This is a genomic window from Cellulosimicrobium sp. MI9406 (assembly GCF_040595865.1).
GTDB classification, from domain to species: Bacteria; Actinomycetota; Actinomycetes; order Actinomycetales; family Cellulomonadaceae; genus Cellulosimicrobium; species Cellulosimicrobium funkei.
Genome location: NZ_JALIZI010000009.1, coordinates 120,477 through 141,966, shown reverse-complemented (window position 1 = coordinate 141,966; position 21,490 = coordinate 120,477). Strand labels below are relative to the sequence as shown.

18 protein-coding genes are annotated in these 21,490 nt (G+C 75.3%); 6 read left to right on the top strand and 12 right to left on the bottom strand.

Features of this window, described 5'->3' with window-relative positions; translation table 11 throughout:
* Positions 1–82 precede the first annotated feature (82 nt).
* Entirely contained in the window at positions 83–901 is an 819-nt protein-coding gene (locus MT994_RS16890) for an RDD family protein (RefSeq protein ID WP_034654446.1), read from the top strand.
* Here the strand turns inward: MT994_RS16890 and MT994_RS16885 are convergent.
* The 5 genes from MT994_RS16885 to ahcY all read right to left on the bottom strand — a co-directional run bounded on the left by MT994_RS16885 (position 874) and on the right by ahcY (position 6,924).
* Positions 874–2,226 carry an acyltransferase family protein gene (locus MT994_RS16885; RefSeq protein ID WP_354807185.1) on the bottom strand — a complete coding sequence of 451 codons (1,353 nt, stop codon included), beginning with the start codon at positions 2,224–2,226 and terminating at the stop codon, positions 874–876. The genes MT994_RS16890 and MT994_RS16885 overlap by 28 nt on opposite strands.
* Before the next feature lie 156 nt (positions 2,227–2,382).
* Entirely contained in the window at positions 2,383–3,042 is a 660-nt protein-coding gene (locus tag MT994_RS16880; protein ID WP_034651737.1) for a response regulator transcription factor, read from the bottom strand.
* A 115-nt stretch (positions 3,043–3,157) separates the two neighbouring features.
* Positions 3,158–4,693, bottom strand: a complete 1,536-nt coding sequence (locus MT994_RS16875) for a sensor domain-containing protein (RefSeq protein WP_354807184.1) — start codon at positions 4,691–4,693, stop codon at positions 3,158–3,160.
* Between the two features lie 82 nt (positions 4,694–4,775).
* Complete coding sequence (locus MT994_RS16870) at positions 4,776–5,384, bottom strand: hypothetical protein (RefSeq protein WP_086150795.1); 609 nt, start codon at positions 5,382–5,384, stop codon at positions 4,776–4,778.
* A 40-nt stretch (positions 5,385–5,424) separates the two neighbouring features.
* The gene (gene ahcY, locus MT994_RS16865) at positions 5,425–6,924 is read right to left on the bottom strand and encodes an adenosylhomocysteinase (RefSeq protein WP_031316692.1); all 1,500 of its coding nucleotides are present in this window, start codon (positions 6,922–6,924) and stop codon (positions 5,425–5,427) included.
* Between the two features lie 639 nt (positions 6,925–7,563).
* Here ahcY and MT994_RS16860 point away from each other — a divergent pair.
* From MT994_RS16860 to MT994_RS16850, 3 genes are all read left to right on the top strand, one after another.
* Complete coding sequence (locus tag MT994_RS16860; protein WP_354807183.1) at positions 7,564–8,925, top strand: glycine betaine/L-proline ABC transporter ATP-binding protein; 1,362 nt, start codon at positions 7,564–7,566, stop codon at positions 8,923–8,925.
* The gene (locus tag MT994_RS16855; protein ID WP_061267508.1) at positions 8,922–9,791 is read left to right on the top strand and encodes a proline/glycine betaine ABC transporter permease; all 870 of its coding nucleotides are present in this window, start codon (positions 8,922–8,924) and stop codon (positions 9,789–9,791) included. Before MT994_RS16860 ends, MT994_RS16855 begins: the two co-directional genes overlap by 4 nt.
* 97 nt (positions 9,792–9,888) lie before the next feature.
* Positions 9,889–10,824, top strand: coding sequence for a glycine betaine ABC transporter substrate-binding protein (locus tag MT994_RS16850; protein ID WP_194521050.1), 936 nt, complete (start codon positions 9,889–9,891; stop codon positions 10,822–10,824).
* A 159-nt stretch (positions 10,825–10,983) separates the two neighbouring features.
* Here MT994_RS16850 and MT994_RS16845 read toward each other — a convergent pair whose 3' ends face one another.
* The 3 genes from MT994_RS16845 to MT994_RS16835 are packed head-to-tail and all read right to left on the bottom strand — an operon-like array spanning position 10,984 to position 13,022.
* The gene (locus MT994_RS16845; protein WP_021479800.1) at positions 10,984–11,172 is read right to left on the bottom strand and encodes a hypothetical protein; all 189 of its coding nucleotides are present in this window, start codon (positions 11,170–11,172) and stop codon (positions 10,984–10,986) included.
* Positions 11,169–12,626 (bottom strand): phosphomannomutase/phosphoglucomutase, encoded by a 1,458-nt coding sequence (locus MT994_RS16840; RefSeq protein ID WP_354807181.1) that lies wholly within the window; start codon positions 12,624–12,626, stop codon positions 11,169–11,171. Before MT994_RS16840 ends, MT994_RS16845 begins: the two co-directional genes overlap by 4 nt.
* Before the next feature lie 42 nt (positions 12,627–12,668).
* Positions 12,669–13,022 carry a DUF3499 domain-containing protein gene (locus MT994_RS16835; RefSeq protein ID WP_009863301.1) on the bottom strand — a complete coding sequence of 118 codons (354 nt, stop codon included), beginning with the start codon at positions 13,020–13,022 and terminating at the stop codon, positions 12,669–12,671.
* 145 nt (positions 13,023–13,167) lie between these two features.
* On the opposite strand from MT994_RS16835, the gene MT994_RS16830 reads away from it, so the two are divergent.
* A complete protein-coding gene (locus tag MT994_RS16830) occupies positions 13,168–13,746 on the top strand; it encodes a metallopeptidase family protein (protein ID WP_336244565.1) in 579 nt (192 codons plus the stop codon).
* Positions 13,747–13,753: 7 nt separating this feature from the next.
* Here the strand turns inward: MT994_RS16830 and MT994_RS16825 are convergent, their stop codons facing one another.
* The 3 genes from MT994_RS16825 to MT994_RS16815 all read right to left on the bottom strand — a co-directional run bounded on the left by MT994_RS16825 (position 13,754) and on the right by MT994_RS16815 (position 19,332).
* On the bottom strand, positions 13,754–15,499 hold the full coding sequence (locus MT994_RS16825) for a DUF5719 family protein (protein ID WP_354807179.1): 1,746 nt from the start codon (positions 15,497–15,499) through the stop codon (positions 13,754–13,756).
* A 5-nt stretch (positions 15,500–15,504) separates the two neighbouring features.
* The gene (locus tag MT994_RS16820; protein ID WP_354807177.1) at positions 15,505–18,870 is read right to left on the bottom strand and encodes a glycosyltransferase; all 3,366 of its coding nucleotides are present in this window, start codon (positions 18,868–18,870) and stop codon (positions 15,505–15,507) included.
* A 132-nt stretch (positions 18,871–19,002) separates the two neighbouring features.
* Positions 19,003–19,332: a WhiB family transcriptional regulator gene (locus tag MT994_RS16815; RefSeq protein ID WP_021482334.1), complete on the bottom strand. Its 330-nt coding sequence runs from the start codon at positions 19,330–19,332 to the stop codon at positions 19,003–19,005.
* Between the two features lie 178 nt (positions 19,333–19,510).
* On the opposite strand from MT994_RS16815, the gene MT994_RS16810 reads away from it, so the two are divergent.
* The gene (locus MT994_RS16810) at positions 19,511–20,299 is read left to right on the top strand and encodes a TIGR03089 family protein (protein WP_354807233.1); all 789 of its coding nucleotides are present in this window, start codon (positions 19,511–19,513) and stop codon (positions 20,297–20,299) included.
* A gap of 21 nt (positions 20,300–20,320) precedes the next feature.
* Here MT994_RS16810 and MT994_RS16805 read toward each other — a convergent pair whose 3' ends face one another.
* Positions 20,321–21,355: a M15 family metallopeptidase gene (locus MT994_RS16805; protein WP_354807176.1), complete on the bottom strand. Its 1,035-nt coding sequence runs from the start codon at positions 21,353–21,355 to the stop codon at positions 20,321–20,323.
* Positions 21,356–21,490 lie beyond the last annotated feature (135 nt).

Genomic DNA, 21,490 nt, shown 5'->3' with positions numbered 1-21,490 from the left:
GATACCCTGCCACACGGGGCGTGCCGCCGGTGCGCCGACCGACCGGCGGGCAGGGCCCGCGACGGCGAGGACGGGAGCGGGCGTGCGCGAGGGCATCGTGATCGGCGAGGGCGTGGTCCTGGACGCGCGACCGGCGTCGTTCGTGACGCGCGGGCTGGCGCTCGCGCTCGACCTGCTCGTCGTGCTCGTGTTCTTCGTCGCGACGCTCTTCGTGCTCGGCGCCTCGCTGGGCTCGCTCGAGCTCGACCTGGTCACCGCGATCCTCATCGCGTTCTCGGTCCTCGTCATGGTCGTCATCCCGACGACAGTCGAGACGCTCTCGCGCGGCCGCTCGCTCGGCAAGCTCGCGCTCGGCATCCGGGTCGTGCGCGACGACGGCGGCCCGGTCCGGTTCCGGCACGCGTTCCTGCGCGCTCTCGTCGGGGTCGGCGAGATCTGGCTGACGTTCGGCTCCGTCGCGCTCGTCGCGTCGCTGACGAACGACAAGGGCAAGCGGCTCGGCGACATGGCGGCGGGCACGTACGCGATCCGGGTGCGGGGCGGACGACCGACGCTCGCCCCGCTCGCGATGCCGCCCTACCTCGCCGCGTGGGCCGCGCACGCGGACATGCGCCGGCTGCCGGACGGCCTCGCGCTGGCCGCCCGGCAGTTCCTCGGGCGCGCCGACCGCCTGCACCCGGCGTCGCGCGCGCGGCTCGGCCAGGAGCTCGCGGGGCAGGTGGAGCGGTACGTCGCGCCGGGCCCGCCGCCCGGCACCCACCCCGAGACGTTCCTGCTCGCCGTGCTCACCGAGCGCCGCGACCGGGACCGCGCGACGGCCCACCGCGCGCAGGCCGCCGCGCGCGAGCAGGCCGAGCTGCTCCACCGGCTCCCCTACTCGGTGCCCGACCCGACGCGCTGACGCGCGCGGCGCCCCGTCGGGGCGTCCTCGAACCGCCCGACGACGCGCGCGATCCCGGCGAGCACGAGGGCGAACGCGCCGAACCACACGGGCCGGCTCGCCCACCAGTCGGCGCCGCCCACGGCCGGGAGCTCCTGCCCGAGCACCACGAGGACGACCCCGACCACGACCACCATCGCGGTGAGGTGCCACAGGTACACGGTCATCGAGCGTCGCGCGAGACCGCGCACGACGGACCGCCCCCGGCCGTCGGCCCAGCGCGCGAGCGGTCCCCGCGCGGCGAGCGCGAGCGCGACGAGCGCGACGGCGTGCAGCACGACGGGCGCGGTCGGCGGCCCCAGGTTGGACATCGCGTCGCCCGGCATGCCGATGAGCGAGACCGGGTAGGGCCCGACGGCGACGAGCAGGGCGGCGAGGGCCGCCGCGGCGAGCCCGACGGCCACGAGCACGCGGGGCCGCGGCACGACGGCGACGGGGACGACGCGGCCCCGGCGCACGACCCGCAGGCCCGAGCGGGCGTCGGCGTAGAGGAGCCCGACCGCGTACGGCACGGCCCACACGAGCACCACGTTGACGAGCGCGAGCCGCTCGAGCCCGGCGCCGAACCGCAGGGCCTCGACCGCGAGCGGGGCCGCGGCGAGCCCGGCGACGGCCCACCAGCCGGCGGCGTGCAGCGCGCGACGCAGGAGCGGCGTGAGCACGACGAGGCCGAGGTAGACCGCGAGGAACCACAGGAGCTGCGGCGCGAGCGTCGCGAGCGAGCGGACGGCGTCGGCGGGGAGCCCGACGGCCAGCAGGACGCCGACGGCGACCACCCACGCCCCGACGAAGACGGCCACCGGCCGCAGCAGGCGCGGCAGCCGGGCGCCCGCGAGGCGGACGCCGTCGGCCAGGTCGGCGACGGCGCTCGGGCGGGTCACGACCCGGCCCCGGGCCGCGGTCCCACCAGGGCCGTCGGCGCGTCGCAGCCCGTACGCCGCCGACGCGCCCGCCGCGAAGAACAGCAGGGCGAGCACCTGGAGCACCCACGTCACGGCCCACCCGGCGCCGTGCGCGAGCGCGTTCCCGATCCGGAGCTGCTCGCCGTCCCACGTCGCGTCCGCCATGAGCCAGTGCACCGTGAGGACGCTCAGGGTCGCGACGGCGCGCACGGCGTCGACGAACACGTCGCGCGACGGGCGGCGCGGTCCCTCACCCGCCGCGGCTGATGCACCGGGCCGGTCCGGGCGCGGGGCGAGCGGGCCGCCGTCCCGGGTCCGGCGCGCGGCCGGGAGGGCGGGCGACGACGCGCGGGGTCGGGCGGGGGGTGGCGACAGGACGGCCACGGGATGCTCCTCGGTCGGCGGGCCCGGGAGGTCTCCCGGTGCTCACCAGTCTCGAAACATCCCGTTCGTCCCGGTACGGGACGGTCCCCCGACCGCGTCGCGGTCGTCCACCGAGGTTCCGGGGGGTTGTCCCCCGCTGCTCAGGCCGTGAGCCGCTCAGACCTTGAGGTAGCGCAGGACCGCGAGGACGCGGCGGTGGTCGCCGGCGTCCTGCGGCAGCCCGAGCTTGCCGAAGATCGAGGTGACGTTCTTCTCGACCGCGCCGTACGAGAGGAACAGGGCCTCCGCGATGGCGGAGTTCGACCGGCCCTGCGCCATGAGCTCGAGCACCTCGGTCTCGCGCGGCGTGAGGCGCGCGAGACCGTCGTCGGACCGCGACGCGCCCATGAGCTGGCTGACGACCTCCGGGTCGAGGACGGTCTGGCCCGCGGCGATGCGCGTGAGCGCGTCGACGAACTCGCCGACGTCCGCGACCCGGTCCTTGAGGAGGTAGCCGACGCCGCGCGCCCCGCCCGTGAGCAGCTCGCTCGCGAACCGCGTCTCGACGTACTGGGAGAACAGCAGCACCCCGAGATCGGGGTGCGCCGCGCGCAGCGCGAGGGCGGCGCGCAGCCCCTCGTCCGTGAACGTCGGGGGCATGCGGATGTCGACGACGGCGACGTCCGGCAGCGCGTCCTGCGCCGCGAGCCGCGCGACCTGCGCGACGAGCTCGTCGCCGTCCGCGACCGCCGCCGCGACCTCGTGGCCGCGGCGGGTGACGAGCGCGACGAGACCGTCGCGCAGGATGGCGGAGTCCTCGGCGATGACGAGCCGCATGGTGTCCTTCCGGTCGGGCGGGCCGGGCGGCCCGGGCGGGCGCGGTGCCCCGGGGACATCCTGCCCGACGCCGCCCCGCCGCCCGGGCAGGACCGTCCCGTCCGTGCGCAGCACGTCAGACCCGGACGGGCAGGAGGACCGTGACCACCGTGGGCCCGCCGACGGGGCTCGTGAGCTCGAGCGAGCCGTCCACGGAGCGCACGCGCTCCGCGAGACCCGCGAGCCCCGAGCGGTGACCGTCGGAGCCCGGCTGCACGACGCGCGCGCCGCCCTGGCCGTCGTCGCGCACCCGCAGGCGCAGGCGGGCCCCCCGGCCGCCGCCCTGGCGCTCCACGAGCACGTACACGCCCGACGCGCGCGCGTGCTTGACCGCGTTCGTCACGAGCTCGGCGACGCAGAAGTACGCGATCGACTCGACCGCGGGGGCGAGCCGGCCGGACGCCTCGACGGCCGGGTCGACGTCGACCGTCACCGGCAGCGGCGAGCGCGCCGCGAGGGTCTCGAGCGCGACCGCGAGACCGTTGTCCAACGCCGGCGGGTGGATGCCGCGCGCGAGCTCGCGCAGCTCGACCAGCGCCTCCTTGGTCGACGAGTGCGCGAGGTCGACGAGCTCGAGCGCGTCGCCCGCGTCGCCGCCCGCCGCGAGCTGCTCCTTGGCCTCGCCGAGCTGCATCGCGACGGCGACGAGGCGCGCCTGCGTGCCGTCGTGCAGGTCGCGCTCGATGCGGCGCAGCTTCGCGTCGGCGTCCTCGACCGTGCGGCCGCGCGACTCCTCGAGGTCGGCGACGCGCAGGCTGGACAGCGTGGGGCCGAGCAGCGCCACGGTGAGCACGCGGAAGAGGTGCGCGAACGCGCGCGTGACGTGCGGCCACACCCAGAGGAAGAGCGCGCCGACGAGCACGAGGCCGAGCTGGCGCGCCGGGGTGTCGACGTACCAGTCGACGCCGATCTGCGCCCCGCGGTGCCACGTCCCGTCGGCGGCCTGCTGCAGCGGGAGCCAGCGCGACCAGATCCAGTGCGTCATGCCGCCCAGCCCGACGGCGAGGAGCACCGTGCTCACGACGAAGGACAGGATGGCGAGCGGGAACGTCACGAGGAGGAACAGCACGGCCCGCCACCCCGTGCCGTCGCCGATCCCGCTCCACAGCGTGCTCCAGAAGCCGCGGCGGCGCGTGTACGGGGCGGGGGCGGCGACGTCGACCCCGAGCAGGGACCGCGCGAGCGACCGGTACATCGAGCCCCAGCCGCGCCCGCCGACCACGAGCCACCCCGCGACGACGAGGCCCAGGACGGGCACGATCATCGCGACGAGGAAGACCACGGAGAACAGCCCGTAGGAGAACGCGAAGGGCGCCAGCAGGAGCGCGAGCGAGAGGTACCCGTACTCGCGCCACGTGCGCCCCGCGAACGGTGCGCGCGCGAAGCCGACCCGCTCGCGGTGGTCCACGTACCGCGGGTCGGGCTGCGAGCCCGCGAACGCGCCCGGGACCCCGGGCGCGGCGGCCACGGCGGACCCCGAGGGGTCCGACGGCGTGGCGGGCGACGACGGCACCGCGGAGGGGTGCGGCGTCGGCACGGCCGCCTCGGGCGCGCCGGGCGAGGGCTCGCCCGCGGGCACGACGCTCGGCTGGTCAGGGGTCACGGCAGTCATGGTGCCAGTCTGGGCGCGCGCGTGCGGCGACGACAGGGTGGCGTCCGCCGCACCCGGGTGGGGACAACCCCCGTGCCTGCCGTCAGTGCAGCAGGTACTTGACCGCGATGACCACGCCGCCGAACGCCGCGGCGAGCAGCGTCTCCCCCACCAGCAGGCCTCCGCGCGCCCCCGCGCGGTACGCGGCGAGGAACCCCACCACGCCGAGCAGGACGACGGTGAACCACACCGCGACGAGGGCGGCACCCTCGGCGTCGAGCCCGGCCGCGAGCGCCACGAGGTACACGACGATCCCGGGGAGCGCGCCGAGCAGCACCCCGACGTTGGACCGCAGCGCGACGACCGTGCGGCCCCACAGCGAGTGCCCGGTGTCGTGGAAGCGTCCGCTCACCGCGTCCACGTAGCAGTGCGCGAGCCAGTAGCCCACCGCCACGAGGGACGTCGCGAGCACGACGCGGTCGCCCGTCGGGGCGTGCACGCTGGAGACCGCCATGACGAAGCCCGCGACGATCGCGCCGTACAGGAGGTCGTGCGGGGGCTCGCGCTCCCAGCGGTCGCCCACGCGGTGCCACAGCGGCCGCACCCGGCCGGGCGGCGGCTCGTCGCGCACCTCGTCGGCCGGCCCCGCCGTGCCCTCGCCCGCGGGGGGCGAGGGCACGACCGGCGTGCGCTCGTCGGACGACGGGTCCATGCGACCTCCTCGGCGCGTGCCGGACGACTCGGGGCAGTGCTCAGTAGCGGTAGTGCTCCGGCTTGTACGGCCCCTCGACGGGGACGCCCAGGTAGTCCGCCTGGGACGGCGAGAGCTCGGTGAGCCGGACGCCGAGCGCGTCGAGGTGCAGGCGCGCGACCTTCTCGTCGAGCACCTTGGGCAGCCGGTAGACCTGGCGCGCGTAGGCGCGCTCGCGCCCCTCGCGCGCGGCGGCCGTGGCGTCCTGGTAGAGCTCGATCTGGCCGATCACCTGGTTCGAGAACGAGTTGCTCATGACGAACGACGGGTGGCCCGTCGCGTTCCCCAGGTTGAGCAGGCGGCCCTCGGACAGCACGACGACCGAGCGGCCCGCGGGCTGGCCGTCGGGGCCCGGCTCCGCGAACGTCCACTCGTGGACCTGGGGCTTGATCTCGGTGCGCGACACCCCGGGCACCTCGGCGAGGCCGGCCATGTCGATCTCGTTGTCGAAGTGGCCGATGTTGCCGACGACGGCCTTGTCCTTCATCGCGACGAGGTGCTCGGCGCGGATGACGTCCTTGTTGCCCGTGGTCGTGATGAAGAAGTCGGCCTCGCCGAGCACGTCCTCGATCCGGGCGACCTGGTAGCCGTCCATCGCGGCCTGGAGCGCGCAGATCGGGTCGACCTCGGACACGATGACGCGCGCGCCCTGGCCGCGGAACGCCTCGGCCGCGCCCTTGCCGACGTCGCCGTAGCCCGCGACGAACGCGACCTTGCCGCCCATGAGGACGTCGGTCGCGCGGTTGATGCCGTCCGGCAGCGAGTGACGGATGCCGTACTTGTTGTCGAACTTCGACTTGGTGACCGAGTCGTTGACGTTGATCGCCGGGAAGAGCAGCTCGCCCGACTCGGCGAGCTGGTAGAGGCGGTGCACGCCCGTCGTCGTCTCCTCGGTGACGCCCTGGATCTCCTGCGCGATCGTCGTCCAGCGCAGCGGGTCGGCCTCGAGCGCGCGGCGCAGCACCCCGCGCACGACGTTCATCTCGTGGGTGTGGTCGGGCTCGCCCGGGAGCGTGTCGGGCGGGACGACGCCGGCGCGCTCGTACTGCAGGCCCAGGTGGACGAGCATCGTGGCGTCCCCGCCGTCGTCGAGGATGAGGTTGGGCGACTCGTCCCCCGGCCACACGAGGATCTGCTCGGTGCAGTCCCAGTACTCCTCGAGGCTCTCGCCCTTCCACGCGAACACCGGGACGCCCTGCGGGTCCTCGGGCGTCCCGTGCGGCCCGACGACGACGGCGGCCGCCGCCTCGTCCTGCGTCGAGAAGATGTTGCAGCTCGCCCAGCGCACCTGCGCGCCGAGCGCGACGAGCGTCTCGATGAGGACGGCCGTCTGCACGGTCATGTGCAGGGAGCCGGCGATGCGGGCGCCCGCGAGCGGCTGCGACTCCCCGTACTCGGCGCGCAGCGCCATGAGGCCGGGCATCTCGTGCTCGGCGAGGCGGAGCTGGTGGCGGCCCGCCTCGGCCAGGGACAGGTCGCGGACCTTGTACCGGCCGGGGATCTCGTCGAAGCCGGGGGTGGCGCCGGAGGTCGGGGCCTGCGCTGTGGTGGACATGGTTCTCCTGTGCGTTCTCGGTGCCGGCGGAGCCGGTGGTGCCGGCTCGGCGGTGGCTGCCGATGACTGGTCGGTTGCTGCGCTGGGGGCTCCCGTCCGCGCGGGACGGGACCGCGGCCCGCCCGGCACCAGCCTACCGAGGACGACGCCGTCCGGCCGGGGCGCGGACCGCCCGGGCCCGCAGCACCACCGTTCGTCCGGCGCGCGCGCCCGGGCGCGCGCGTAACACGAACGCTTGACCATCTCAAGATCACGAAGGGATAACGATCCCGGTTCCGCCGTCATCCGCGCCATTCCAACGATGCTCGGTCAAGAATCGTCCTGGAATCGCCCCCGGTGCGGGGGTCCTGGGTAGAAGTTGAACCTCGAATCAGGCAGGGTGGGCGCGAACCGATTGACATCGGATCAGCGTGAGGCCCTGTGTGCGCCGGCCCCTGCGGGGGCAACCGGCCGGACGCGCCACCCCAGGGAGGACGTCCTCGCACCCGGGGCCTCCTGCCGTGCCCTCTCGTCGAGCGCCCGCACCCGGGTGCTCCGGAGGGGCGTGACGCTGGTCCACGACCGGAAGGTGGCGACACCCACCGCATGACAGCTCTCAGCACACCCGTGCCGACCGACCCGGCCGCGCACGCCGGCGCCGCGACCGTCGGCACCGACGACCGCGCGACCGCGCTCTCGGTCCGCGACGTCTACAAGGTCTTCGGGCGCCGCCCCGTCGAGGCGATCCGCCGCCTCGAGCAGGGCGCGAGCCGCGACGACGTCAAGCCGCTCGGTACCGCCGCGGTCATCGACGCGTCGTTCGACGTGAAGCAGGGCGAGATCTTCGTCGTCATGGGCCTCTCGGGCTCCGGCAAGTCGACGCTCATCCGCATGCTCAACGGGCTGTGGAAGCCGACGTCCGGGCACGTGCTGCTCGGCGGCACCGACCTCGCCCAGGCCGACGCCAAGCAGATGCGCGCGCTGCGCCGCAAGCACGTGTCGATGGTCTTCCAGCACTTCGCGCTCCTGCCCCACCGCACCGTGCTCGACAACGCCGCCTACCCCCTGGAGATCCAGGGCGTCGGCAAGGCGGAGCGCCGCGAGAAGGCCCGCACGGCGCTCGGCCTCGTCGGGCTCGGCGGCTGGGAGGACTCCCTGCCCTCGCAGCTCTCCGGCGGCATGCGCCAGCGCGTCGGGCTCGCCCGCGCGCTCGCCGCCGACACCGACGTCCTGCTCATGGACGAGGCGTTCTCCGCGCTCGACCCGCTCATCCGGCGCGAGATGCAGGAGCAGCTCCTCGAGCTCCAGCAGACGCTCGGCAAGACGATCGTCTTCATCACGCACGACCTCAACGAGGCGATGCACCTCGGGGACCGGATCGCCGTCATGCGCGACGGCCGGATCGTGCAGATCGGCACCGCCGAGCAGATCCTGTCCGACCCCGCGAACGACTACGTCGCCCAGTTCGTCGCCGACGTGGACCGCACGCGCGTCCTCACGGCGTCGTCCGTCATGGTGCGCCCCGCCGTCGTCGTCCCGCTCTCCGGCGGTCCCCGCCAGGCGAGCCGCACGATGCGCGAGGCGCAGGTCTCGGCCGCGTACGTCGTCGACCGCCAGCGCCGCCTCCAGGGCGTCGTGCGCGACGAGGACGCGGTCGCCGCCCTGAAGAAGGGCCAGGACAGCCTCGACGGGCTCGTGCGCCAGGGCGTCGCGCCCGTCTCCCCCGACACCCCGCTCGCGGAGGTCTTCGCCCCCGCCGCGGAGTCGCCGCTGCCCGTCGCGGTCACGGACGCGCAGGGCCGCCTCGTCGGCGTCGTCCCCCGCGTCACGCTCCTCGAGGCCATGGTCCCCGGCGACCAGCCGAAGACCGGCGAGATCGACCTCGGGCAGACGCCCGTCGTCCAGGACGCGCCGGCGGAGGGCTCCGCCCCGCTCGCGGCCGCCCCGACCGAAGGCGGTGCCGCGTGAACGACACCCTCGTCCCCCGCATCCCGCTCGGCGAGTGGGTCGACGCCTTCGTCGGCTGGGTCACCACCACGTTCCGCCCGCTCTTCCGGTTCATCAAGGACGTCCTCGTCGGCGTCTACGACGGGCTCGACGCCGTGCTGTCCGGCCCGCCGTTCTGGGTCGTCGCGATCGCCCTCGCCGCGCTGGCGTTCTTCGTCAAGGGCTGGCGGCTCGCGGTCGGCACGCTCGTCGGCTTCGTCCTCATCGCGGGCGTGAACCAGTGGGACAACGCGATGGACACCCTCGCGCTCGTCCTGCTGTCCGCCGTCCTCGCGATCGCCATCGCGATCCCGCTCGGCATCTGGGCCGCGCGCAACGACCGCGTCTCCGCCGTCGTGCGGCCCGTGCTCGACTTCATGCAGACGATGCCGGCGTTCGTCTACCTCATCCCGACCGTCGTCATCTTCCTCACCGGGCCCGTGCCCGGGATCATCGCGACGATCGTCTTCGCCATGGCCCCCGGCGTCCGGTTCACCGAGCTGGGCATCCGGCAGGTAGACAAGGAGGTGGTCGAGGCCGGGCAGGCGTTCGGCTCGACCCCCGGCCGCATCCTGCGCCAGATCCAGCTCCCGCTCGCCCTGCCGACGATCATGGCGGGCGTCAACCAGGTCATCATGCTCTCGCTCTCCATGGTCGTCATCGCCGGCATGGTCGGCGCCGGCGGCCTGGGCGAGGACGTCGTCGCCGCGCTCCAGCGCGTCGACGTGGCGCTCGGGTTCGAGGCAGGCCTCGCCGTCGTCATCCTCGCGATGTTCCTCGACCGCGTGACCTCCGCGCTCGGCGACCGCGCCCCCGTGGCGCGCGCCCTCGCCGCGGCGCGCGTCTGACCGCGCCACCCACCGTCCCCGGCCGCACGCCGGGACCCTGCCCACGCACCCGCCGTCGGGCACCCCGACCGGGCCCCCCGGCCCACGGAAGGAACGCATGACCCCCGCACGCAAGCGCACCACTCGCACCGCCGCCGTCGCCGCGACCGCCGTCCTCGGCCTCGCGCTCACCGGCTGCGCGTCCGACTCCGGCTCGGGCGGCTCCGGCGACGGCGCCTCCTCCACCGGCGAGGACGAGACGTCCGTCTCCATCGGCATCCCGTCCGGCTGGGACGAGGGCATCGCCGTCTCCCACCTGTGGACCACCATCCTCGAGGACGAGGGCTACGACGTGTCGACGCAGACCGCCGACGTCGGCGTCGTCTACACCGGCCTCGTCGGCGGGGACTTCGACCTCACGCTCGACGTCTGGCTGCCCTACACGCACGCGTCGTACGAGAAGAAGTACGGCGGCGAGATCACCGACCTCGGCTACTGGTACGACGACGCCAAGCTCACCATCGCGGTGAACGAGGACTCCCCCGCGCAGACCCTCGAGGACCTCGCGGCCATGTCCGACGAGTACGGCAACAAGCTCGTCGGCATCGAGGCGGGCGCGGGCCTGACCGAGATCACCCAGGACCAGGTCATCCCCACCTACGGCCTCGAGGACATGGACTACTCCATCTCCTCCACCCCCGCGATGCTCGCCGAGCTCAAGGGCGCGACCGACAGCGGCGAGAACATCGCGGTCACGCTGTGGCGGCCGCACTGGGCCTACGACGAGTTCCCCGTCCGCGACCTCGAGGACCCCGAGGGCGCGCTCGGCGAGGCGGAGAAGATCCACATGTGGGGCTCGGCCGACTTCGAGGAGCGCTACCCGACGCTGACGAAGCTGCTCGGCGCGTTCTCCCTCGACGACGAGCAGCTGTTCTCGCTCGAGAACATGATGTTCAACTCCGACGAGTACGCCGACGAGCAGGCCGCCGTCGAGGCGTGGCTCGAGGAGAACCCGACGTTCGTCGACGACCTCAAGGAGGCCGCGGGCGTCTGACGCCCCGACCACCCGCGCTCCGACGGGCCCGGCAGGCCCGTCCCGGACGGGCTGCGGTCCCGGTTCGCCGCAGCCGTGCGGGCACCCTCGGTGCCCGACGCCGAAGGCCGGCTCCCTCGCGGGGGCCGGCCTTCGGTCGTGCTGCGGGACGAGGCGCCCTCAGAGCTCGCGCGCGTCGTCCTCCAGCAGCACCGGGATGCCGTCGCGCACGGGGTACGCGAGCGGACGCCCCGGGTCGGTCGAGTGCAGCTCCGGCTCGCCGGAGGGGCTCGTCCCGTCCACGAGGCGGGCGCCCGTCACCGGGCACCGCAGCGCCTCGCGCACCCAGGGGTCGATCTGCAGGCTCATGCTCGCTCCTCGTCGTCGTCCGTGCGCACGAGCGACAGGACGTCGTCGCGCACCTTGTCCATGATGTCCTCGTCCGCGGCCTCGACGTTGAGCCGCAGGAGCGGCTCCGTGTTGGACGCCCGCAGGTTGAACCACCACTGCGGGTGGGAGCCCCAGTGGGAGACCGTCAGGCCGTCGAGCTCGTCGACCTCGACGGGGCCGGCTCCCTGCTGGGTCACGTACGCCTCGACGACGCGCGCACGCGCCGCCGGGACGTCCGCCACGGTCGAGTTGATCTCCCCCGAGGCGACGTAGGGCTCGTACATCTCCGCGAGGTCGGACAGCGCGTGCGGCTGCGACCCGAGCGCGGCCAGGACGTGCATCGCCGCCAGCATCCCGGTGTCCGCGAAGAAGAAGTCGCGGAAGTAGTAGTGGGCGCTGTGCTCGCCCCCGAACACGGCGTCGTGCTCCGCCATCTGCGCCTTGATGAACGAGTGGCCCACCCGCGTGCGGACCGTGCGCGCGCCGGCCGCCCCGAGGAAGTCGGGGACGGCGCGCGAGGTGATGAGGTTGTGGATCACCGTGGGAGTGCGCCCGGCCTCGAGCTCCTTCGCGACCTCCCGCAGGCCGACCAGCGCCGTGACGGCGGACGGGGAGACCGGCTCGCCGCGCTCGTCCACGACGAAGCAGCGGTCGGCGTCGCCGTCGAACGCGAGCCCGAGGTCGGCCCCGTGCTCGACCACGGCCGCCTGCAGGTCCACGAGGTTCTTCGGGTCCAGCGGGTTCGCCTCGTGGTTCGGGAACGTGCCGTCGAGCTCGAAGTAGAGCGGGACGACGTCGAGCGGCAGGGCGGGCAGTCCCGCGCCCGTGCCCAGCACGGCCGGCACGGTGTGCCCACCCATCCCGTTGCCGGCGTCGACGACGACCTTGAGCGGACGGATGCCCGACAGGTCGACGAGGCCGCGCAGGAACGCCGCGTACTCCGCGAGCATGTCGCGGTCCGTGACGGTGCCGGGATCCTCGGCGGCGGGCGGGAGACCGTCGTCCAGGTAACCCTCCGCGAGGGTCCGTACGTCGATCAGGCCCGTGTCCTGGCCGACCGGTCGCGCGCCCGCGCGGCACAGCTTGATGCCGTTGTAGACGGCGGGGTTGTGGCTCGCGGTGAACATGGCCCCGGGGACGCCCAGCACCCCGGACGCGTGGTAGAGACCGTCCGTCGAGCACAGCCCGATGCGCGTCACGTCGACCCCCGCGGCCGTGAGCCCGGCGGCGAACGCGTCGACGAGCTCCGGGCCCGAGTCGCGCATGTCGTGCCCCAGCACGGCGCTGGGCCGCGTGCCGGCCGGGGCCTCCGGCAGCACCACGGCCTGCGCGAACGCCGCGCCGACCGCCCGCGCCACCTCCGGGTTGAGCTGGTCCGGGACGGTGCCGCGGACGTCGTAGGCCTTGATGAGAGGGGAGAGGTCGGTGCTCACGCGGCCCACCCTACCGACGCGCGGCGGCCCGGGCGTGACGGCTCAGTCGGCCTCGGCGCGCAGGACCCGGAGGTGCCCGCGTCGTCCGACCTCGGTGACGTCCGGCGGCTCCGGCTCGGTGCGGACCTTGCCCGCCTCGCGGACGGCGTCGGCGAGCGCCGAGAGGTCGTCGTCGCTGGGACCGGTCTCGACGAACTGCGGCGACAGGCGCACGACCTCCCAGCCGCGCGGCGCGGTGAGCCGCTCCGCGTGCTCGGCGCACAGGTCGTAGCTGTGCGGCTCGGCGAGGTGCGCGAGCGGGCCCAGGACCGCCGTGGAGTCGGCGTAGACGTAGGTGAGGGTCGCGACGGCGGCACGGACGCACGCCGTGCGCGAGCACTGCCTGACGGATCTCACGGCCTGACCTTACGCCTTCCGGAGGGATCCTGGAGACGGCACACGCCGTCCGTCGCCGCTCCGGGCCGTGGCTGGTCGCGGCCGGGTTCGTACCGGAGCCCGACGAGTCCCGGTGCGTCGGGCGGCGGCCGACTAGAGTCGGGGTGTGCGTGGCAACTCATCGTCCCCCGGCTCGCGCCCCGACCCGGCCGGCGCCGGGCGCCGGGCCCGCGACCGTTGGTCGCGTCGCAGCGCCGTCACCCCTCCCCCGGTCTCGTTCGACGAACTCGTCATCCCGCCGCGCGCCCCCGGGCCGGGCGGCCACGGCCCGGTGCCCCGACGGCGCGACCGCCGGGGACGCGGCATCCGAGGTCCTCTCCTCCCGCCGACCGCGCCCGCGAGCCGCACCCGCGCGGAGAAGTTCGACGACGTCGTGCTCGACGTCGTGGAGCGCGTGCAGCGCTCGTGGGCGAAGCAGCTGCGCGGGACAGAGTTCGCGGTGGAGGACGTCCCGCCGTCGGACCCGGCGCCCTGGGAGGACGGCGGCGTGCCGCTCGGCCGGTGCTTCCCGGCCGAGTCGGGCCAGCCCGCCCGCATCGTGGTCTACCGGCGGCCCGTCGAGGCGCGCGCGTTCGACGCCGAGGATCTCGAGGACCTCGTCCGCGACGTGCTCGTCGAGCAGGTCGCGCACCTGCTGGCCCGCACCCCGGAGGAGATCGACCCGCGCTACACGGGCGACCGCTGACCGTCGCCTAGCGTCCGAGCCCGGCCGTGTCCGACGCGCGGACCGCGACCTCGTGCGCGGCGGGCGCGTCCGTGACCGGCAGGAGCACCGACACGAGGCTCGGCGCGCCGTCGCCCTCGTCGCCGCTCGGCGGGCCGGCGCTCGCCGTGAGCGACCAGACGGGGAGCAGGCCGTCGTCCTCCCCGACGACGTCGACCGTCACCGCCGCGGGGACGGCCTCGGACCCCTCCGCCCGCACCGTCGCCGGGTCGAGCGTCTGCGTCGTGCCCGCGCGGAGGGTCAGGGTCGTCGTGCCCGCCTCCGCGCCGCTCTCGTCGTAGACGCGCACGAGGAGCTCGAGCGAGCCCGTCGGCTCGTCCTCGTCGGCAAGCGCCGCGGGGACGGCGGCGAGCGTCAGCGCGGAGGACGTGCCCGGGACGAGCGCCACCTGACCGGCGGGAGACGTGTCGTCGGTGGACCCGGCGCTCTCGTCGGCGCCCTCCGCGTCCGTCAGGGACGGCAGCGGTCGCGCCGCGACCCAGGCGCGGTCGTACTGCCGCTCCTCGTGGAGCAGGTCGGGGTCCGGCTCGCCGCGGCGGTCGACGGACGCGCCGCCGACGACGGGGACGTCGGCGTGCACGGAGACGGCGTACGCGCCCGCGGGCAGGCCGCCGAGCGACACGTCCGTGACGACGCCGGGCGTGAGCGCGACCTCCTCGGCCCCGCGCAGGGGCACGGCGCCGTCCTCGCCGTAGACCGTGACGCGCGCGGTCCCGGCCTCCTCGCCCGGGGCGAGCAGGCGCAGCTGCGGCGCGTGCGGGTCGTCGACCGCCTCCCCGACGCTCGTGACGCCCGCCAGCGCGAGGTCCGTCGTCGGCTCCGCGCCCGGGACCACGTGGTCGACGCCGAGCGGCACGAGGCCGTCGAGCGTCGAGTGCTGCAGGTACGCCGACACGAGGCCGCCCGACGCGGCCACGTGGACGACGAGGCGGCGCTGCTCGGGGGCCGCCGCCTCGACCAGGGTCACGACCTCCTGCCCCGGACCGACGAGCTGCTGCCCGCCCCCGGAGAGCACGACCTCGCCCCCCTGCCCCCAGACCTGCACCTGGACGACCGCGGGCGTGAGGCCGGGGTTCTGGAGCACGAGCTGGGAGCTGCTGCCGATCTCGGTGCTCCCGCCGACGAGCCACTGGCTGATGCCCGGCCGGGAGCAGCTCGCCGCGGCGAGCCCGCGCAGGTCGCCGTCGGTCGTCACGGAGCCGACGGACGCGGCCACGCGCGGGGACGAGTCCTGAGCGGGGCGCACCGTCAGGACGGTGCCGTGCGCGGGGTCCTCGACGTCGCCCACGGTCACGTCGGCGCCCGGCCCGGGCGCGATCTCCTGCTCCTCGAGGTCGCCGCCGTCGAGCACGCCGAGCCCGGCGGTCCCCTCGCCCTCGACCACCGCGCGCAGCCGGCTGGACGTGCCGACCGGGGCGGGACCGAACTGCGCGTCACCGACCGTCTCCGGGTCGGTGAGCCGCGCCGGGCCCGGGCAGACCGAGACCTCCTGGGCGGGCTCGACCGTGACCTCCTCGACGGGGTCCGCCGGGGCCGGCGCCGCGGGCAGGAGCGCCGCGCCCGTGCTCCCGAGCACGACGACCGCGCCCACCGCCAGGATGCCGACCAGCCCGGCGCCCGTCGTCGTGACGCGGCGCACCACCGCCCGGGCGCGCCCGGGGCGCGCGTCCGTCTCCGGAGCCTCGTCGTGGCTCGTGCCGTTCGTCGTCGTCACCGTTCCTACCTCGTTCCCGCGCGACGGCGCCGGACCGGCACCGCGAGCAGCACGTACACGACCAGGGTCACGCCCGCCGCCGCCATCCAGCCGGACCGGTGGTCCGCGGCGTGGTACACCTCGAGCCGCCCGGCGTCGGTCCCGAGGGCGAAGGCCTGCAGCCCGCCGGTCGTCGCCGGGTCGACCGCCTCCAGCGGGCGGCCGTCGAGCGTCGCACGCCACCCGGACGACGCGTCCTCCGCGAGGACGACCTGCCGGTCCTCGGCCCCCTCGGGCACGGTCGTGACGACCGGGCGCAGCGCGTCGCGGTCCGCGGCCAGCGGCTCGACGCCCGCGTCGGACTCGACGCGCGCCCACGACGGCTCGCCTCCCTCGGGCACGACGCGCCAGAGCAGCGCCGAGCGGCCCTCCGTCATGCGCTCGAGCCCCGGCACCATGTCGAGCCGGGCGACCAGCTCGGCCCGCGCCTGGTCCTCCGGCGCGGACGCGGGCAGGAGCACGGCCCCGATGCCCAGACGGCCCAGGCCGTCGGCGACGTCCGCCGAGGTCCCGGAGACGAGCTCCGCGACGAGCCGGGGCAGCTCGCCCTCGGTCACCGCGGGGTCGGCCGCCTGCCACGCGTGCACGACGACCGACGAGTCGACCGCCTGCGGACCGTCCGAGCGCAGCGCCGCGTACTCGACGACGCCACCCGGACCGTGCTCCAGGGTGAGCACGCGCGCCTGGCGCGGCGAGGACTGCATCTGGCGGCCGACCGGCGGCACCACCGGCTCGGTCGTGGCCACGACCGAGCCGACCCGGGCGTCGTCGCGGTCGAGCACGCCCACGGTCCACGACGCGGCGGTCCCCAGGGGCAGCAGGGTGACGACCAGGGCGAGCGCGACGACGGCGCCTGCCCGCCAGCCCGGGGCGCCGGCACCGGGCCATCGCGGGACACCGAGGAGCGCGGCGCCGAGCAGGGCGAGCAGCGCGAGCGACAGCCCGGCGCCGGGCCACCCCGTGACCGGGGCGTCGGGCGACGCCCCGGCGGCCACGACGGTCGACCCGGCGAGGACGGCGGCGGCCAGCCCGAGCGCCGCGACGAACCACGCCCCCACGGCCAGACGGCGGCCGCGCAGCACGGCGAGCACGGCGAGCGCCACGACGACCGCGCCGGCGGCGAACGGGGCCCAGCGCGCCAGGAGGTCACCGGCGCCACCCCCGTCGAGCCCGAACCACGCCTCGGGCGCGGTCGGCAGCCCCAGGAGCTGCTGCCACGGCGCGGCGGGCGTCGCCGCGACCGGCGCGCCCGGGTCGGCGAGCAGCAGCCGCCACCCGCCGTCGCCCGCGGTGCGGGCCACGTGCACGAGGAACGGGGCGAAGAGCACGAGGGCCGGCACGGGGACGAGGGCGAGGTAGCGCCGGTGCGCCCGGACCCCGAGCGCCACGACGACGAGCGCGACCACGCCGACGGGCAGGAGCACGGGCGCCCCGGCGACGGCGACCGCGAACAGCAGGCCCGCGGTGGCGGCGGCCGCGAGCGACCCCGGCTCGCGGCGCGCGCCCCGGCGGACGACGTCCTGCGTCGGGGGCGCGACCACGTCGAGCCGCTGGAGCCCGAGCGCACGGACGACCGCGAGCGCGAGCCAGGGGAGGATCGCGTGCACGAGGACGGCGCCGACCCGGCCGGCACCCGCGGCGGTGAGGAGCGCGGGAGCGGCGACCCAGACGAGCGTCGCCCAGGCCCGGAGCGGCACCGAGCGCGTGACCGCGCCCGCGGCGAACCACGCGCCCAGGCCCGCCGCCAGGAAGCACGCGGGGACGAGGAGGTTCACGGCGGTCTGCGTGGCGCCGCCGGCGAGCAGGGACGCCGGGACCAGCGCGGACACGAACGGGTCCGCCGGCGCGGGCGCGCCGAGCCCCGTGGTGACCCAGCCCGTCGTCGCCGCGCGCCACACGTCCCCGAGCGTCCCCGAGGCCGGGAGCAGCGAGCCGCCGACGAGCCGACCGCCCGCGAGGAGAGCCCCCGCCAGCGGCCCGAACACGACGGCGGTGAACCCCGCCAGCACGACGGCGGCCCCGGCGAGCCCGGCCCGACGCCGCACCGCGAGGGCGCGCAGCTCGCGCCGCTCGATGTCGGTCGGCGCCCACGCGGTGCGCCGCTGCTCGGCGCGCGCGAGCCGGCGGTCGCGCCGCTCGACGAGCACCTCGCGCCACGTGCCGCGCAGCGGGCGCAGCGCTCGGCGCGGGAGCGTCCGGGTCCGGCGCGCCACGCGGCGCGCCCGCACGACGGGCCCGACCCGCACCAGCGCCCACAGCGGCGCGAGCAGCTCGTCCCGGGCCTGCCCCGGCTGCTTGACGAGCAGCCGGAACGCGGCGTGGAAGGGTGCGCCGACGACCATCGCGAGCGCGACGAACGGGAGCCATGGTGCCGCGACGCCGACGAGCCGCGCGTGGAGCTGGGAGTGACGGCGCGCCGCCGACGACGCGTCGGGGTCCGGGGCGGGGAGCGCCGTCGTCCCGCGCCGACGCTCGCGCAGGCCGAGCAGGGAGGCCTGCGCGTGCCGCACCACGGCCGACGGCACGACGACGACCCGGTGCCCCGCGAGGCGCGCCCGTCGGCACAGGTCCAGGCCGTCGCCGAACGGGCCGAGCTCGGGGTCGGTCCCGCCGAGCTCCTGCCACACGGCCCGCCGCACGAGCGCCCCGGCGAGCCCGACGGCGAGCACGTCCTCGCGCGCGTCGTGCTGCCCCTGGTCGACCTCGTCCTCGTCGATGCCGGTCAGGCGGCGGCCGAGCGGCGTCGTGGTCACGCCCACCTCGACGAGGCGGCTGACCGTGCCCGGCTCGAACGGCGCCGCGGGCTGCGCGTCGGTGCCGGGCACCCAGCGCTCCTGCTTGGGCCCGGCCACCGCGACCGCGCTCGAGTGCTCGACGGCGCGCAGCAGCTCGGCGAGCGCGTCGGGCGCAGGGGCCGAGTCGTCGTGCAGGAGCCAGAGCCACGTGCCCGGCTCGACGTTCGCGAGGGCCGTGTCGACCGCGTCGCCGAACGAGCGGGCGCGCGGCGCCGCGACGAAGCGCGCGTCCCCGAGCTGCAGGCCCTGGTGCTCGCTGCTCGCGTCGCCGGTCGCGGCGTCGACGACGACGACCTCGTGCGGGCTCGTCGTCTGGGCGCGCAGCGCCGCCAGCGTGTGGGCGAGGAACGGGGTGCGTCCGCGCGTCACGACGACCGCCGTGACCGTGGTCACGACGGGCAGCGCGCCCGTCACGGCGGCGACGATCCCGGGTGCCGCGACGACGCCCGGCACGGCGGCGGCGCGCGCGGCGGCCCCCGGCGTGACGTCGCCGGGACGGGCGCTGCGCGCGGACGTGGTGAGGTCGGAGGAAGTCATGTCCCGTCGATCATGCGACGGACACGGCTCCAGGCGCGGCATTTGCGCGCCCCGGTGTGGCGGGTGTCGGCCACCCGTCACGACGGCGCCCGCCGACGACGCCGACGAGCCCGCCGGGCCGAGGCCCGGTCGTCAGACGACGCGGCGCTTGAGCTTGCGGCGCTCCCGCTCGGAGAGCCCGCCCCAGATGCCGAAGCGCTCGTCGTGCTCGAGCGCGTACTCCAGGCACTCGGCCCGGACCTCGCAGCCCGTGCAGACCTTCTTCGCCTCGCGCGTGGACCCGCCCTTCTCCGGGAAGAAGGCCTCCGGGTCCGTCTGGGCGCACAGCGCACGCTCCTGCCACCCCATGAGCGAGTCGTCGACCGGCTCACCGAAGAGCGGCAGCACCGGTGCCACGCGCTCCACCTCTCGCTCAGCGTCGGAGGGGAAGACCCCGCCCGTCCCGTCCAGCATGTTCCACATTGCTCGCCCCTTCATGCCGTTCGCCGGGCCTCGAGCGAGAACCAGGCAGGAAACTGCATTGAAGAAATTACACGCGTGTCATCCGCGGGCGTCAAGCCGAAATGTGATAGCCCCGCGGAGGCGGCGGGTGAAACCATCACATCTCGGGTGTCGATATCAGCACCCTAGGGTGGTGTCCATGGTGTCCGCTCCCCACTCCCCCGCCCCGCGCGGCGACCGTCCCACCCACATCGCTGACCTGCTCCGACTCGTCACGCGCGATCCCGGTCGGCCACGGCTCACGTGGTACGGGGACGACGGCGAGCGCGTCGAGCTCTCCGGCGCGGTGCTCGAGAACTGGGTCAACAAGACGACGAACCTGCTCGTCGAGGAATTCGACGCCGGCCCCGGAACGCGGGTCGTTCTCGATCTTCCCGTGCATTGGCGCACCGTCGTCTGGGCGTTGGCTGCATGGCGCGTGGGAGCCACCGTGGTCCTGGTCGACGAGAATGCCATCGCCCCGGGCACCACGCACGCGCAGGCGGACGTGGTCGTCACCCACCGGCCCGAGACGTGGACGGGATCGGGGTCGGAGCTGGTCGCCGTCGCGCTCCCGGCCCTGGCCCGCCGGTTCGACGTGCCCCTCCCCGCCGGGGCGGTCGACGCCGCCTCGGCGGTCATGACGTACGGCGACCACGTGGGCTGGGCACCGGAGCCCGAGCTCCGGCGTCCGGCAATCGATACGCCGACGACGACCCTCGCGCATGACGCGCTGATCCCTGTCTCCGAAGCGCCGCCGCACGCGCGCCCGCGCGTGCTCGTCGACGGCCGCGAAGGGTTCCTCGCGGCGACGTCCCGGATTCTGGCCGCCGCCGCCGAGGATGGCTCCGTCGTGCTCGTTGGCGCAGACGCCGCCCGGGTGCTGGACGATGACGCCGCACGGCGTGCCCGGCTCCTGCGCACCGAGAGGGTCGACGAACGAGACTGAGAACTGCCGCCGTACGTCCGATCAGCCCGTGTACTCGAAGTGCCAGTACTCGGGGTTCGAGCCGTTCTGCCACGCCCACCGCGGCGCGTGCCAGCCGTAGGCGGGAGCGTTGGCCTTGAGCCACTCGTAGGACTCCGAGCCGAACCCGTGCTGCGACCCCTGGGCCGTGTCTATCGCGAGCCCCAACCCGTGGTTCGAGGTGCCCGGCACGGCGGCGACCGTGCCCAGCGTCATGCGGAGATAGACCTGCGTCGCGTACGTCCGGTACCCGTACCCCACCGCGATGGATCGTCCGAAACGCCCCCAGTACGCCGAGTTCAGCCTTTCCAGCTGGTACTGCGCGTCGCATCGGAGCAGCACGTTGGAGGTCCAGGACACGCGGCACAGGGCACTCGTGTCCAGACGCCCGTTTCGTCCCGCGTACGGTGTCGGCGAGCCGGCCGCCTGCCACTCCGCGAAGGTGAGGTATCGCTGGATGGTGGGCCCGGAGTACCTGACCCCCGGACCCACGAAGTCCTTCTCGAAGAGGTCGCCGGGCAGGCGTGGTGAGACCCGCGGAGTCGGGAACCCCTCCTTCATCCACTCGTCGTAGGCGATCGGCCGGCCCTGGCCGTAGCGCAGGTCGGACATGCGCGCGATAGTCCCGTCCCAGGACAGCTTCACGAAGCCCTGGTTCCGCCGCACCGCCGGGGTGCGCTGGCCCGTCGCGGACCATTCGGCGAAGGTCAGCTTGTGGAGGCTCCCGTCCTCGCCCACGAGGAAGAGCTCGGGAGACGACTCCCACTGGTGGATCGTGCTGCCGGCGATCCAGCCGGCGGCGCGTGCCGGCGGACGCCCGGCAGCCGTCCATGCCTCCCACGTCAGGCGGTCCCAGTCCCAGTCGCTCGAGGACCAGTAGGTGACCGCGTACAACGTCGGCGACCAGGGATACCGCACATAGTCGGTCCACGTGCTCTGCGGCGTGGGCGATCCAGCACCGACCCACTGCGCATACGTCAACTGGCGGTGGCCGGAACCGTCGACGACGTAGATGGCGGAGTCGTGCGGCTTCTTCACGTAGCGGACAGCAGCAGCACGGGACAGAGCGGCGGCGGGACCGGCGGGCTCCGTCGAACCAGTTGCCTCGGGCGCGTCAGGCGGTGCGGTCTCCGTCCGCTCGGGGCGGGCGGTGGTCGTGCGGTCCCCCGCCTC

Excerpts from the sequence above, each read along its gene's own strand:
- MT994_RS16880 (WP_034651737.1), bottom strand. The coding sequence starts at position 3,042 with ATGCGGCTCGTCATCGCCGAGGACTCCGCCATCCTGCGCGACGGTCTC.
- MT994_RS16875 (WP_354807184.1), bottom strand. The coding sequence starts at position 4,693 with ATGACTGCCGTGACCCCTGACCAGCCGAGCGTCGTGCCCGCGGGCGAG.
- MT994_RS16870 (WP_086150795.1), bottom strand. The coding sequence starts at position 5,384 with ATGGACCCGTCGTCCGACGAGCGCACGCCGGTCGTGCCCTCGCCCCCC.
- MT994_RS16860 (WP_354807183.1), top strand. The coding sequence starts at position 7,564 with ATGACAGCTCTCAGCACACCCGTGCCGACCGACCCGGCCGCGCACGCC.
- MT994_RS16850 (WP_194521050.1), top strand. The coding sequence starts at position 9,889 with ATGACCCCCGCACGCAAGCGCACCACTCGCACCGCCGCCGTCGCCGCG.
- MT994_RS16845 (WP_021479800.1), bottom strand. The coding sequence starts at position 11,172 with ATGAGCCTGCAGATCGACCCCTGGGTGCGCGAGGCGCTGCGGTGCCCG.
- MT994_RS16820 (WP_354807177.1), bottom strand. The coding sequence starts at position 18,870 with ATGACTTCCTCCGACCTCACCACGTCCGCGCGCAGCGCCCGTCCCGGC.
- MT994_RS16815 (WP_021482334.1), bottom strand. The coding sequence starts at position 19,332 with ATGTGGAACATGCTGGACGGGACGGGCGGGGTCTTCCCCTCCGACGCT.
- MT994_RS16810 (WP_354807233.1), top strand. The coding sequence starts at position 19,511 with ATGGTGTCCGCTCCCCACTCCCCCGCCCCGCGCGGCGACCGTCCCACC.